Origin of the sequence: uncultured Xanthomarina sp., assembly GCF_963971605.1 — a bacterium.
Classification (GTDB): Bacteria; Bacteroidota; Bacteroidia; order Flavobacteriales; family Flavobacteriaceae; genus Xanthomarina; species Xanthomarina gelatinilytica.
This window is the reverse complement of record NZ_CAXATZ010000015.1, coordinates 1-13935: the sequence shown is the minus strand read 5'-3', so window position 1 is coordinate 13935 and position 13935 is coordinate 1. Positions and strand designations below refer to the sequence as shown.

Here is a 13935-nt window from a genome sequence, read left to right as displayed (position 1 = left end):
AAAAGATATAACTATGTCTTCATTAGAAGATTTTATGTTACCATGCCTAAACAAACAACTTTTTGGAGTTGACTGTTTAGGCTGTGGTTTTCAAAGGGCATTTGTGTTCTTGCTTAAAGGGGATTTTACGGCAGCCTTTAAGATGTATCCTGCCATTTACACCATCATCTTGCTTGGAATTTTTATTATCTTTAATTTTTACTTTAAATTTAAACACGCTTATAAACTTAAAATGGGACTTGTTTTTTTAAATGTGGCTATTATCATTATCAGTTATATTTTAAAAATCACCCACTAATCAGACATCTTCCAACATGGAAAAACAACCTTTACAGAACGCCACACTTATATTGGTATTAGGAATTTTATCTATTCTAACCTGCTGTTGTTACGGCGTTTTAGGATTGCCTATAGGTATTGTAGCCTTGGTCTTGGCAAATAAATCCACAGCTATTTATGCTGAACATCCAGAACTATATTCTGGTTACAACAATGTGAAAACTGGGAAAATACTTGCCATTATTGGAATTGTTCTCAATGTTATTTTCTTGGCCTATGTTATTTGGATTATTAGCATGATTGGCTGGGAAGCACTACAAGATCCTGAAATGTTACAAGATAGAATAGAAGAGTTTCAGCAAATGCAACAAGTTTAATATTTAATTCAATGGATGTAAAACCAACTAGACCCAACAGTTATCTGGCCTTAGCCATTATCAGTACCATTTTATGCTGTCTTCCCTTTGGAATTATCAGTATTATTTATGCTACAAAAGTAAATAGTCTTTACGAAGATGGACATTACGACCAAGCTGTAAGCGCCTCCAAAAAGCTAAAACTTGGGGAATTGTTTCTATTGCCGTAGCACTATTAGGTTGGCTGATTTATGTCCTGTTTTTTGGAATTGCCTTGTTTGGAGCTTTATTAAGTGAAGCGAATTACTAAACATAAAAACCTTGTATTTTTATTGCTAATTTTGGCAAGTACCAGTGTTTTTGGCCTATTCTATTTTTGGAATCCTGCCAATAACAGCCTATTCCCTAAATGTTTTTTTTATAGCCTTACCCATTTGTATTGTCCAGGTTGTGGCTCACAGAGAGCCATTCATCAAATTCTGCATGGACATATCTTAACAGGTTTGAATTATAACTATTTAATTGGCTTTTTAACTTTGGTCTTAAGCTACATGCTTTATGTTTATATAGCTCAGGAGTATTTAAAAAAACCAATTAAAAACTTACTTTATAAACCTTTGGCTACAAAAGTTATTTTAGTGGTTGTTGTATTGTTTTGGATACTCAGGAATATTCCTTTTTATCCTTTTAACATCTTGGCTCCTTAAATAAAAAAAAGAGCAACCCAATTGAATGTTTGGTTGCTCTTTTTTGAAACATATAGAAACCTGTAAGGTTTTAATCCTTAAAAACTAAGGACTTGCAGGTTTAATAAAATCTTAATTTTCAAATTGTTTTAAGGTCTTGATGATTATGGACACGCAATCCAACAATTGCTCCTCGTTCATTACCAAAGGTGGTGCAAAACGAATGATGTTTCCATGAGTTGGTTTTGCCAACAAACCATTATCCCTAAGTGCCAAACAAATATTCCAAGCTGTTTCACTTTCTTCGTCGTCGTTTATAACAATGGCATTCAACAGACCTTTTCCTCTTACCAGGCTTACCAAATCTGTTGTTTGGATGTATTTGTTAAGTTCACTTCTAAATATTTTACCAAGTTTTTCTGCATTTTCAGCTAAGTTTTCATCCTTTACCACTTGAAGTGCGGCAATAGCCACTGCAGCAGCTACAGGATTTCCTCCAAAGGTAGATCCATGGTTTCCTGGCTTGATCACTTTCATAATATTATCGTTGGCCAATACTGCAGATACTGGATAAGCACCTCCACTTAAGGCTTTACCCAAAATTAAAAGGTCTGGTTTTACATTTTCATGATCTACAGCCAATAATTTTCCGGTTCTGGCAATACCTGTTTGTACTTCGTCTGCAATAAACAGAACATTGTATTTTTCGCACAGCGCTTTTGCTTTGGCTAAATAGCCTTCACTTGGCACATATACTCCAGCTTCCCCTTGAATAGGTTCTGCCATAAAGCCTGCAATGTTTTTATTGTTTTTCAATTCGGTTTCCAAAGCATCCAAATCATCATATGCAATTTTAATAAATCCTTTGGTATAAGGCCCAAAATGTTTTCTGGCAACCGGATCGTTGGAAAACGAAATAATGGTTGTGGTTCTTCCGTGAAAATTGTTTTTGCAAACTATAATGTCAGCTTCATTTTCCTCAATACCTTTTACCTCATAGGCCCATTTTCTACAGATCTTTAAAGCTGTTTCCACAGCTTCTGCACCTGTATTCATTGGCAATAATTTATCGAAGCCAAAAAATTCACAAGCAAATTTTTCATATTTCCCAAGCATATCGTTATAAAATGCCCTAGAAGTTAATGTTAAGGTTTGTGCTTGGTGTACCATGGCTCCAACAATTTTTGGATGACAGTGTCCTTGGTTCACGGCAGAATAAGCCGAAAGAAAATCATAATACTTTTTGCCTTCAACGTCCCAAACATACACGCCTTCCCCTTTGCTTAATACTACAGGAAGTGGATGATAATTGTGAGCGCCATACTTGTTTTCTAAATCTATCGCTTGTTGCGATGTTAATTGGTCTAAAACAGCCATTTTAAAATAGTTTTAATGGTTTATGCCCAAAGAATCGAGCATCTAAAAAAAGCCATTCCTTATCTACCTTTATCCTTTCGATACCTATGTTCACCTAAACTTAAGTACAGGTGAAATTCGAAAATTCAGCGTGGGAAAGAAATCATCCCTTAGGGCTTGCAAATTACTAAATTTAACCGTTTAATTAAAATTTAATAATACCATTTTAAAAGGGATATGAAACTATTTTAATGAACCCTACAACCTTCTTTTGCAGTGAATTGTTTCTGGATGGTTTTTTTAATCGTGTCACAAGAAAAAAATCATAAACCTGAAGTCGCAAATAGAAAATCCTTTCACTACTTTTGCAGCATGTCTAGAAGAAATAAAAAACAAGTTTTTACAAACGTAGAAGTAATAGATGCAGGTGCCAAAGGTAAAACCATAGCAAAAGCTGCAGATGGTAAAGTTATTTTTTTATCGAATGCTGTTCCTGGCGATGTGGTTGATGTACAGACCTTTAAAAAGCGTAAGTCTTATTACGAAGGAAAAGCTATTGCATTCCACAAACTTTCCGATAAACGCACAACTCCAGTTTGCGAACATTTTGGTACTTGTGGTGGCTGTAAGTGGCAAGATATGGACTACCAGCACCAATTGTTCTATAAGCAAAAAGAAGTGGTAAATAATTTAACCAGACTTGGACATTTGGAATTACCCGAGGTCACTCCTATTTTAGGCTCTGAAAACGAATATTTTTATCGAAATAAAATGGAATTTTCTTTTAGTGACAGTCGCTGGTTAACCCTTGAAGAAATCCAATCCGATAAAGACCTAGGAGACAAAAATGCTTTAGGGTTTCACATTCCTGGTATGTGGGACAAAATCTTGGACATAAAAAAATGTCATTTGCAAGCAGATCCTTCCAATGCCATTAGAAAAGCCGTTAAGGATTTTGCAGTAAAACATAATCTGGAATTTTTTAACACTAGAAACCAGACCGGTTTTTTAAGGACTTTAATGATTCGTAGCTCTTCCACTGGAGATATCATGGTCATGATTCAGTTTTTTAAGGAAGATAAAGCAAACAGGGAACTGCTTTTGGATTTTTTAGCAGAAACTTTTCCAGAAATCACCTCTTTACAGTACGTAATAAACGAAAAAGCCAACGATACCATTTACGATCAAGAGGTTATCTGTTACAAAGGTCAAGACCATATTTTTGAAGATATGGAAGGTTTAAAGTTTAAAATAAACGCCAAATCTTTTTATCAAACAAATTCTGACCAAGCCTATCAATTATATAAAATTACTAGGGATTATGCTGGTTTAACTGGAGACGAACTGGTTTACGATTTATATACAGGAACCGGAACCATAGCCCAGTTTGTGGCAAAACAAGCAAAAAAAGTGATTGGCGTGGAAGCTGTTCCAGACGCTATTTTGGCCGCAAAAGAAAATGCACAATTAAATGGCATAGAAAACGTTGCCTTTTATGTTGGAGACATGAAAAATGTTTTTAACAATACATTTATAAAAACGCATGGACAACCCGATGTGATTATTACAGATCCACCCAGAGATGGCATGCACAAAGACGTGGTTGCACAAATTTTGAACATTGCTCCCAAAAAGATAGTGTATGTTAGCTGTAATAGTGCCACACAAGCAAGAGACCTAGCTTTAATGAAAAACAGTTACAAAATAACAAAAGTTAGACCTGTAGATATGTTCCCACAAACGTATCATGTAGAAAATGTTGTACTTTTGGAACGTATCTAACAAAAATCCATTGAAACTTTTAAGCAATTGGTGTTAAATACAGTTGAAATTATCAGTCATTAAAATTCTATTTAAGTTGAAAAAAATAATCGCTTTACTTGTACTCTGTTTTACGGTTGGCAGCTGTGAAAAAGACGATATCTGTTCGGAAACCACCGAAACAACCCCAAAAATTCACATTGCATTTTATGATATTACCTTACCTAGTGAAAACACACCAAAGAATGTTAATAGATTAAGGGTTACCGGAGTTGGCGATCCAGACCCAGGTGTTGTTTCCAGTTACGATGGTAGCAAAGCACAAAAAGAGGTCTATTTACCTTTAAAAACTACCGAAAACAGCACACAATTCATCCTTCACAAAGGATATAAAATAGATGAAAACGATACTGTTTTAGGAAACCCAGATACCATTACCATAAGTTATGTAAGAAAAGAAGTGTATGTGTCTCGCGCTTGTGGGTATAAAACCATTTTTGAAAATGTGGTCATTAGCGTTGAAGACGATGGTAACAAATGGATACAATTAGCACAATCTGTAAACGATAATCAAACTGTAGAGCATGAAGATGACATTCACTATAAAATATATCATTAACCCTTTTATTGCCATACTCTTTTTTTGCACTATTGGTCAAGCTCAAAACGATAGCATAGTCAGTACCAAAACAGACTCCCTAAAATATAAGGAAAGTTATGGCCTACGTCTTGGTGGCGATTTAGGTAAACTTATTAGGTCTTTTATAGACGATGAGTATAAAGGTTTTGAAATTAATGCTGATTTCCGACTTACCAAAAAATGGTATGTGGCTGGGGAAATTGGGGTTGAAGAAAAAGATACAGACAACGATTATTTGAATGCCACAACCCAAGGAAGTTATTTTAAAGCAGGAGTGGATTACAACGCTTACGAAAACTGGTACGGAATGGAAAACATGATTTATGGAGGATTTAGGGTTGGTGCCAGTACTTTTAGCCAAACCTTAAACAGTTATGGCGTGTATGCCCAAGATCAATATTGGTCCCCTCAATTAACTTCAAACGAGTCACAAAAATTCAGTGGTCTTTCTGCACTTTGGGGAGAATTTATTGTAGGACTTAAAGTTGAAGTGTTGAACAATCTATATCTTGGCTTGAACGCTCAGTTTAAATACTTAATAAGTCAAGACCAACCCGATAATTTTGAAAACCTTTATATTCCAGGCTTCCAAAAAACCTATGACAGTGGAGGTTTTGGTTTTGGTTATGGATATTCCATCTCGTATTTAATCCCGTTTTATAAAAAAAATAAATAGTTTTTTAATAAAAACAATATCCATGAGTTTATATAAATGTTGTGACATTAGATCTCAACTTTTGTAAACCTACCTTGCCAGCTTAAATTAAGCTGCTTTCTCTCCTATCTTATACAAATAACTATGTTAAAAAATAAAAAATATTTTATTTAGTTAGGATTCCTTACTATATTTGAATTGCAATAATGCAATAACTTAAATTTTTAAATTATGAGTAAATCCATTTTTTATCACGCAGGATGTCCTGTTTGCGTAAGTGCAGAACACGACATTGTAGACTTAGTTGGCAAACAAAACGTAGAGATTGTTAATATTGGTGAACACAGAAACAGAATTGAGGAGGCAGAAAAAGCAGGTGTTAAATCGGTTCCGGCCATGGTAACACCTACCGGAAATGTGTTGCATATTAATTACGGTGCTTCCATGGCAGAAGTTAAAGGTTAAAATGAAAGTATCTGTTTGGGACACTTATGTTCAAAGGGAAGATGGGGAAATCATGCATTTTGATATTTTAGTGCCCAACTTGGTCACTAATGAAGAAACCATTTTCAATTATGGCAGGACTTATTTAAAAAGCAAGCCATTTAAAACCGGTAAATTAACATCTAGCGAATGTAAATTCTGCCATATGGAACAAGCTACGGAAACCATTATCAATGCCATAAAAAACAAAGGCTTTTATATTATTGAAATGGAACATTGCAACTAATTTAATTAGGATGACTAACTTTGCCTATTGAGTGTGTGCTTGATAGGCAATTTTACAACTATAACATGAGCAATTCTATATTTAACCCAGAGTTTCAAAACCAAAGTACTTCCAGTAAAATTATTGTGGCCTTGGAACGCATTTCTGAGGCTTTTAAAGCCCTTTTGTGGAAAAAAGCCAAGGAATTTGGCTTGAGTCCCATACAAATTCAAATGTTGATTTTTATAGCGTATCACAAACAAGACTTATGCAATGTCAGTCATTTAGCCAAAGAGTTCAATGTTACAAAACCTACCATTAGTGATGCTGTTCGTGTGCTTTTAAAGAAAGAATATATTGCAAAGGATGTATCTAACTTGGACAGTAGAAGCTATTCCATATTATTAACCGAAACCGGAAAAAACCTTATAAAACAAACCGAAGATTTTGCACTTCCTATTAAATCCAAGTTAGATCTTTTGGAAACATCCAAACAGGACGATTTATTTCATTCCTTGAGCCAAGTTATATATAACTTAAATCAAATTGGCATTTTAACAGTGCAAAGAACCTGTTATGGCTGCAAATTTTATGAAAACAAGAACTCAATCCATTATTGTCAGTTATTGAACAAACCTCTTAAAGTTTCTGACATTAGAGTGGATTGTCCGGAATTTAACGCCAAAGAAGCTTCTTAATTATTGTATTTCGCTTTTTTGCTTCCTTCATACATCACGTATTTTACAAAACGTGCTTCCAATTTGGCATTTACCAAATGTATTTTTCTGGAAGGTCTTAACCCAACATGCTTTAATGCATCTAAGTTAGATGTTATAAACCAAGCGTCTGTTCCTGGATAGCCTTGTTTAAGTGTATCGCCAATATTTTTGTAGAACTCTTCCATCTCAATATCTAAACGTTCTCCATAAGGAGGATTAAAAACCATGTGCAGCTTATCTTCACCAGCTTTTTGGGTTTTAAAGAAATCTTCGTGCTTAATGCTTATGAATTCTTCCAGATGGGCATTTTTAATATTGTCCTTGGCTTTGGCCACAGCACTTGGGGATTTATCGTAACCCATAATTTTATAATGGAAATCCCTGGTTTTACTTAAAAGCGATTCTTCAATTTTTTCAAATAAATCCACATCCCAATCTGCCCAACGCTCAAAAGCAAATTCCTTACGCATTAAATTGGGAGGAATGTTACATGCTATCATGGCTGCTTCTGCCAAAATGGTACCACTTCCACACATTGGGTCCATAAAATCGCATTGCCCATCCCAACCGGAAAGCATCACCAAACCAGCCGCTAACACTTCATTGATTGGAGCAATGTTCGTGGCTGTTTTATAACCACGTTTGTGTAAAGAATCTCCAGAAGAATCCAAGGAAATATGACAGATTTGCCTGTCTATATGCACATTAATCTTTAGGTCTGGAAATTTTAAATCTACATTAGGCCTTTGTCCTGTAGTATCACGAAATTTATCTACCACAGCATCTTTGGTTTTTTGTGCCACATATAGTGAATGTGTAAAAACATTGGAATTTATTGTGGCATCCACTGCAAGGGTTCCTGTAGGTTTTAAATAAGGTTCCCAAGACATGTTGTAAATTTTATCGTATAGGTCTTTTTCATTGAACACTTTAAAGGTTTCTATGGGTTTTAAGATTTTTATAGCTGTACGTAAGCCTAAATTAGCTTTGTACATAAACCCTTTGTCTCCCGTAAAACTTACGTTTCTAACCCCTATTTTTACATCTTGTGCGCCAAGTTGTGTCAGTTCTTTTGCCAGTAATTCTTCAAAGCCAAATAAGGTTTTGGCAACCATTTTAAAATTATTCTCCATTGCAGACATTAAATAGATTGCAAAAATACAGTATTTTTGTGGCAACTTAAATGAAATGGGTTAAGGATTGAGCAATTGTTGAAGCTCTTTTTGTGGTTATCTGGAACAAAGTGACTTGGTAACAACATAAAAAGCGACTTGCGAAAGCCTGACGCTGTTTCGTGAAAACGAAGTAGCGTAACCCCAAAAAAAAATCCCATTTTTAGGGACATTTGATATGACCGAAAACACAACTAAATGGTATGCCTCTTGGTTTGATACACCTTATTACCATATTTTATATAAAGATAGGGACCATGACGAAGCACAAATGTTTATGGACAACCTTACCAATTATTTAAACCTACCCGAAGATGGAAAAATCCTGGACCTGGCTTGTGGCAAAGGCAGGCATTCTGTATATTTAAATTCTTTGGGGTATGATGTTACTGGTGTGGATTTGTCTGAAAACAGTATTGCCTACGCCAAACAATTTGAAAACGATAAGCTGCATTTTGAAGTGCATGACATGTGCCAACCTTACAATAAAAAATTTGATGCTGTTTTTAATTTATTTACCAGTTTTGGTTACTTTGACGATGAAGCTGATAATTTAAGAACCATAAACGCCATACAAGCAGATTTAAACGAATATGGTTTTGGGGTGATTGATTTTATGAACAGTGACTTTATTCTGAACAATTTGGTTCCTGAAGACACCAAAACGGTTGAAGGCATAAGGTTCCGCTTAAAACGTTATGTAAAAGACGGTTATTTGTTCAAAGATATTTTTTTTGAAGACAAAGGACAACACTTTGCCTTTCAAGAACGTGTAAAAGCCTTTACCTTAAAGGATTTTGAAACCCTTTTTGAAAAAGCAAACGTACATTTGCTGGATGTCTTTGGAGACTATAAATTGCGTAAGTTTGATAAAAATAGTTCTGAACGTTTGATCATGATTTTTAAATAAGTCGATAATCGGCATTAAACTTTTCTCAGGTTTCCCTGAGTTATTGGTTGCTTATGAATAAATACCTTTTACCTGTACTTGCTGTACTAATTGGCGCATTGATTGTTTTGCTTTTAAAACAAAAACGCAGTTTGTTTACCAAGCTCCTACTCTCTTTTAGTGGTGCTTTTTTATTGGCCTTAACTTTGTTTGATTTGTTGCCGGAAGTGTACCACCACTTGGATGCCAAATTAACCGGTTTGTATATTATGTTTGGTATTTTGCTTCAAATTATTTTGGAGTTTTTCTCTAAAGGAGCCGAACACGGACACATTCATATACATAAAGACAATACCCAATTTCCTTGGTTGTTGTTTATTAGTTTGTGTATCCATAGTTTTTTAGAAGGGTTTCCCATTCACCAACACAATGATATGGTTTATGGGGTTTTAATACATAAAATACCCATTGCAACCTTAATAACCAGTTTTTTGGTACAATCCAACTACAGCAAAATGCAAATTGCTGGTTTTTTAATATTTTTTGCTGCCATGACGCCTCTTGGAACATTTATATCCAACAACACAAGCTTGGCCGAACAATACATATATATCATTAATGCCATTGTTATTGGTATTTTTTTCCATATTTCCACGGTTATTTTATTTGAAAGTAGCGAAGGACATAAGTTTAATATGTCTAAATTATTGGCTATCATTTTTGGTGTGGCCATTGCTTACATGATATAATTTGAATTTAATAAATGAAAACGTTTTGTTTTTTGCAGAATACTAATGAATCCAGAAAACGTTTTATTCCTATGATAAAAAAATCATTTTTTATGGTTTTGAAATAAGTAAAACATTTGAATATATTACATTAAATGAAAAAGGTGTTACAAGGAGTAGGTTGAAGTTATCTAAAAAAAACGAAAGAGTATTTTAAAGATTTTGATGTGATTGAAGAAATAATAGTTGCCAAAGAATTCAAAAAATATATTCAATGGAAGAAATATTGGATCTTTATCATATTTATTGTTTTGATTGATTATGGAATCTATATTTATTAATATTTTCTGTGGATTGTTGAAAGTATGAAAATCTAAAACCTTAAATCGCTAATCGTAAATTAATTAGTATGTTCAGTAAAGAAGAATCCAGATTATTAAAGCAAGAATTTTGGACCAGTTTTGGGAAGTCGTTTCCAAGAAAATGGTTATTGTACGACACCAAAACAAAGGGCTTGAGTTTTAAATTTCATTTTGACACCAAACAAGCCTTGGTAGCTTTGGATTTAGAAGATCATCTGGAAAAACGCATCAATAATTGGGGAAATCTTATGGCATTAAAATCCATACTTTTGGAAGACTATTTACCAGACGCCATATTTGAGGAAGCATATGTTTTGGAAAACGGAAAAGAAATTTCAAGGGTGTATGTTCTCTTGGATGCTTCGGTTTCCATACATAACAAAAAATCCTGGCGCTTGGTCATGGAGTTTTTTTATGAAACCATGAGTAAGTTTGAAGCCTTTTTTGAAGAATACAAAGATATTATTAAAAGCTAACCAACCAAGACATGTTTAAAACCCAAAAACACACTTAACTAATTGCACATGAAGTTTTTTACTTTATCACTTTGCTTATTTATTACCCATATTCATTTGGCTCAAGAACGTGAATATATGGTTACTAAAAACAAAGATACCATTTACGGAAGTATAAAAAGAAGCTTTAATTTGTTTGATAAAGAAAATATTGGTTTTAAGATAGAGGATGCCACAGGTAAAAAAACCAAAATTGAAATTAGCGAGGTAAAAAGTTTAAAGTTGTATAATGGTGCAGATGGCGATAGTTACATAGTAACCATGTATGACACATGGTATCTAAAACGAATTGTTGAAGGAGAGATTGAAGTTTTTGAAATGCTAAGCACGCCTCTATTTTACGTCTCTAAAAACGGTTCTGAGTTAGAGTTTATTGATATGGGTATGCCTTTTGCCAGAAAAAAAGCACACGCACAACTAAGAGCATACATTAAGGACGATCCTGAGCTTTTAGAAGAATTCGATTCCATGCAAGGAACTGAAAAAAACATACTATACATTATAAAAAAGTATAACTCTTTAAAAGAATACAAAGTCAATTGATTGGATTTAAAAACTTAAATCACATAAAAAAACACCAACAAAAAATGGCAAATGGCACCACCCAAAACAAACAGGTGCCAAATAACATGGTTAAAAGGAATTTTATGAATGGCGTAAAAAACAATGCCTAAAGTGTAGAACAGGCCTCCTGCAAAGAGCAACAAGGTTCCATTGGTACCAATAAATTGGGCGAGATTTGAAAAATCGACCACTATTAACCAGCCCATGATTAAATACAAGATGACCGAAAAGACTTCAAACCTACCTGTAAAAAACAGTTTTAAAACCAAACCTAAAAGGGCAATGCCCCAAACCACCCAAAAAATGGGCCATCCTTTACTCTGTTCCAATGCAATAAGCGCAACAGGTGTGTAAGTTCCAGCTATTAAAAGGTAAATGCTAATATGGTCTATAATCCTGAAATAATGTTTTTGCTTTTCGGCTTGAACGGCATGGTAAAGGGTTGAGGAACTGAAGAGAATAATAATGCTTAAACCGTAAACTATAACGCTAAACAGGCTCCAGCTGGTTTTGTTTGAGTTATAAACAACCAACAACACCAAAGCCACAATGCCCATTAAGGCACCTACTGCATGTGTTAAGGCATTTAATCGTTCTTCAAAAAGGGTTTGTACACGCATTTAATTAAGCCATTTTTCGGTTAGCTCCAAAAAATCAAATTTAATGGCAGCATCCTGTCGTTCCAACTTACCACTCTGGAAGTTACGCTGTAAGACGTCTTCAATTAGATAGTCTTCTTTTACGTGTTCCGGATCGTAAATCTCTTTCAGGGAAATATTAAACAAATTGGCTGTACTGTTAAACCAAAAAGCACGCCAACCACTTCGCAACCTTTTAATCAAATCGAAAGTGGTTTCTCCCGTTTGCCTGTAAATAAGCTTAACCAAGATTTGACCTTCGGTCCTGGTTAACTGCTTGAGCTCTTCGGCAAATTCATCTTCTATATAACTTTGAATGATTTTAGCATATTTTTTTTGATCGCTTTTTTTCTTGATGGAAGCCATTCGCTCGTTTAAAGTTTCCAAGCGTTCGGCAGCCAATTTGGCATACGGATAGACTTTAATGGTTTTTCGTCTTAAAATCAAATAGCGTTTACGGTCTTCGTTGCTGTCAAATTTCAATTTATGGAGCAGCAAGACTTCGTTTAAATTGATAGCCGTGTGTGGAATGGTATCGCCTTCAAAAAAAATATATTCCACATCAACATCTTCAGTGTCAAGGGAATCTATTTGACTTTGGGCAAAAAAGGGAAAGCATAAAAGTATGTAAACCAGTTTTCTCATATTCAATTTTCACGCAAATGGACTTGGTGACTTTAAGAAAGCATAAATCTAAAATCGTTCCAAATTCCATGGTAAAATTAATAATTTACCATAGCATTAACCTTAAAATACTATTAATATTATTATTTTAGTGCAAAATAATTTAACATGGCAAAAAAGAGCATATTAAACAAAAAATCGATTGATTTTTTAGAATCATATTTAAATAATGCCTCTCCAACAGGTTACGAATGGGAAGGGCAAAAAATCTGGATGAAATATCTAGAACCTTATGTGGATGAGTTTATAACAGACACTTATGGAAGTGCTGTAGGAGTTATAAACCCAAAGGCAAAATTTAAGGTGGTAATAGAAGGACATGCCGACGAAATTTCGTGGTACGTGAACTATATTACAGATAACGGATTGATATACGTTATTAGAAATGGCGGAAGTGATCACCAGATTGCACCTAGTAAAATAGTAAACATACATACCAAAAAAGGTATTATAAAAGGTGTTTTTGGCTGGCCAGCCATTCATACCAGAGATAAAAGCAAAGAGGAAACTCCCAAACCAGAGAACATTACTATTGATGTTGGGGCAAAGGATAAAGCTGAAGTTGAAAAAATGGGCATCCATGTGGGTTGTGTGATTACTTATCCAGATGAATTTCACATCCTTAACAAGGATAAGTTTGTTTGTAGGGCCTTGGATAACAGAATGGGAGGTTTTATGATTGCCGAAGTGGCACGATTGTTACACGAGAACAAAAAGAAACTGCCTTTTGGACTATATGTTACCAATTCGGTACAGGAAGAAATAGGTTTAAGAGGTGCTGAAATGATTACCCAAACCATTAAACCCAACGTGGCCATTGTTACAGACGTAACTCACGACACCACGACTCCAATGATCGATAAGAAAAAAGAAGGGCATTTGGAACTTGGCCTAGGACCTGTGGTGGCTTATGCACCAGCAGTGCAACAAAAGCTTAGGGATTTAATAACAGACACAGCTGAAGAAAAGAAAATACCGTTTCAACGTTCTGCTCTTTCCAGAGCTACAGGAACAGATACAGATGCCTTTGCTTATAGCAATGGTGGTGTAGCTTCAGCATTGATTTCTTTACCACTTCGTTACATGCATACCACTGTAGAAATGGTACATAGAGAGGATGTAGAAAACGTTATCAAACTGATTTACGAAACGCTTTTAAAAATAGAAGATGGCGAAACATTTTCGTCCATAAAAAAAAACTGTCATTGAGAGTTTTGTAAAA

19 protein-coding genes are annotated in these 13935 nt (G+C 34.7%); 15 read left to right on the top strand and 4 right to left on the bottom strand.

Annotated features, from left to right (window positions below):
• The first annotated feature begins 13 nt into the window (after positions 1-13).
• From AACY93_RS07390 to AACY93_RS07375, 4 genes are all read left to right on the top strand, one after another.
• Positions 14-298: a DUF2752 domain-containing protein gene (locus tag AACY93_RS07390; RefSeq protein ID WP_040492558.1), complete on the top strand. Its 285-nt coding sequence runs from the start codon at positions 14-16 to the stop codon at positions 296-298.
• Between the two features lie 16 nt (positions 299-314).
• Positions 315-656 (top strand): CCC motif membrane protein, encoded by a 342-nt coding sequence (locus tag AACY93_RS07385; protein ID WP_007651568.1) that lies wholly within the window; start codon positions 315-317, stop codon positions 654-656.
• A gap of 11 nt (positions 657-667) precedes the next feature.
• Positions 668-865, top strand: coding sequence for a CD225/dispanin family protein (locus tag AACY93_RS07380; protein WP_286852528.1), 198 nt, complete (start codon positions 668-670; stop codon positions 863-865).
• 63 nt (positions 866-928) lie between these two features.
• The gene (locus AACY93_RS07375; RefSeq protein ID WP_040492557.1) at positions 929-1342 is read left to right on the top strand and encodes a DUF2752 domain-containing protein; all 414 of its coding nucleotides are present in this window, start codon (positions 929-931) and stop codon (positions 1340-1342) included.
• A gap of 111 nt (positions 1343-1453) precedes the next feature.
• On the opposite strand, the gene rocD is transcribed toward AACY93_RS07375, so the two are convergent.
• Positions 1454-2698, bottom strand: a complete 1245-nt coding sequence (gene rocD, locus AACY93_RS07370) for an ornithine--oxo-acid transaminase (RefSeq protein ID WP_286852527.1) — start codon at positions 2696-2698, stop codon at positions 1454-1456.
• A gap of 351 nt (positions 2699-3049) precedes the next feature.
• Here rocD and rlmD point away from each other — a divergent pair, with 351 nt between their 5' ends.
• The 6 genes from rlmD to AACY93_RS07340 all read left to right on the top strand — a co-directional run bounded on the left by rlmD (position 3050) and on the right by AACY93_RS07340 (position 7140).
• Positions 3050-4459, top strand: coding sequence for a 23S rRNA (uracil(1939)-C(5))-methyltransferase RlmD (rlmD, locus tag AACY93_RS07365; protein WP_286852526.1), 1410 nt, complete (start codon positions 3050-3052; stop codon positions 4457-4459).
• Positions 4460-4535: 76 nt separating this feature from the next.
• A complete protein-coding gene (locus AACY93_RS07360) occupies positions 4536-5057 on the top strand; it encodes a DUF6452 family protein (protein ID WP_007651560.1) in 522 nt (173 codons plus the stop codon).
• Complete coding sequence (locus tag AACY93_RS07355) at positions 5023-5754, top strand: DUF6048 family protein (protein WP_286852525.1); 732 nt, start codon at positions 5023-5025, stop codon at positions 5752-5754. Before AACY93_RS07360 ends, AACY93_RS07355 begins: the two co-directional genes overlap by 35 nt.
• A 210-nt stretch (positions 5755-5964) precedes the next feature.
• On the top strand, positions 5965-6198 hold the full coding sequence (locus AACY93_RS07350) for a thioredoxin family protein (protein ID WP_286852524.1): 234 nt from the start codon (positions 5965-5967) through the stop codon (positions 6196-6198).
• Between the two features lies 1 nt (position 6199).
• On the top strand, positions 6200-6463 hold the full coding sequence (locus AACY93_RS07345) for a DUF2024 family protein (RefSeq protein WP_007651554.1): 264 nt from the start codon (positions 6200-6202) through the stop codon (positions 6461-6463).
• Between the two features lie 65 nt (positions 6464-6528).
• The gene (locus AACY93_RS07340; protein WP_286852523.1) at positions 6529-7140 is read left to right on the top strand and encodes a MarR family winged helix-turn-helix transcriptional regulator; all 612 of its coding nucleotides are present in this window, start codon (positions 6529-6531) and stop codon (positions 7138-7140) included.
• Here AACY93_RS07340 and AACY93_RS07335 read toward each other — a convergent pair.
• Complete coding sequence (locus tag AACY93_RS07335; protein ID WP_286852522.1) at positions 7137-8294, bottom strand: THUMP domain-containing protein; 1158 nt, start codon at positions 8292-8294, stop codon at positions 7137-7139. The genes AACY93_RS07340 and AACY93_RS07335 overlap by 4 nt on opposite strands.
• A 217-nt stretch (positions 8295-8511) precedes the next feature.
• Between AACY93_RS07335 and AACY93_RS07330 the strand changes: the two genes are divergently transcribed.
• The 4 genes from AACY93_RS07330 to AACY93_RS07315 all read left to right on the top strand — a co-directional run bounded on the left by AACY93_RS07330 (position 8512) and on the right by AACY93_RS07315 (position 11370).
• Complete coding sequence (locus AACY93_RS07330) at positions 8512-9243, top strand: class I SAM-dependent methyltransferase (RefSeq protein ID WP_286852521.1); 732 nt, start codon at positions 8512-8514, stop codon at positions 9241-9243.
• A gap of 53 nt (positions 9244-9296) precedes the next feature.
• A complete protein-coding gene (locus AACY93_RS07325; protein WP_286852520.1) occupies positions 9297-9971 on the top strand; it encodes a ZIP family metal transporter in 675 nt (224 codons plus the stop codon).
• Positions 9972-10359: 388 nt separating this feature from the next.
• Positions 10360-10788 (top strand): DUF4268 domain-containing protein, encoded by a 429-nt coding sequence (locus AACY93_RS07320; protein ID WP_286852519.1) that lies wholly within the window; start codon positions 10360-10362, stop codon positions 10786-10788.
• 48 nt (positions 10789-10836) lie between these two features.
• Entirely contained in the window at positions 10837-11370 is a 534-nt protein-coding gene (locus tag AACY93_RS07315; protein WP_286852518.1) for a hypothetical protein, read from the top strand.
• A 14-nt stretch (positions 11371-11384) separates the two neighbouring features.
• Here AACY93_RS07315 and AACY93_RS07310 read toward each other — a convergent pair whose 3' ends face one another.
• Positions 11385-12011, bottom strand: a complete 627-nt coding sequence (locus AACY93_RS07310; protein ID WP_007651540.1) for a hemolysin III family protein — start codon at positions 12009-12011, stop codon at positions 11385-11387.
• Complete coding sequence (locus AACY93_RS07305) at positions 12012-12674, bottom strand: DUF4294 domain-containing protein (protein ID WP_286852517.1); 663 nt, start codon at positions 12672-12674, stop codon at positions 12012-12014. It lies immediately after the preceding gene.
• 147 nt (positions 12675-12821) lie between these two features.
• Between AACY93_RS07305 and AACY93_RS07300 the strand changes: the two genes are divergently transcribed.
• Entirely contained in the window at positions 12822-13922 is a 1101-nt protein-coding gene (locus tag AACY93_RS07300; protein ID WP_339611580.1) for a M42 family metallopeptidase, read from the top strand.
• The last annotated feature ends 13 nt before the right edge of the window (positions 13923-13935 follow it).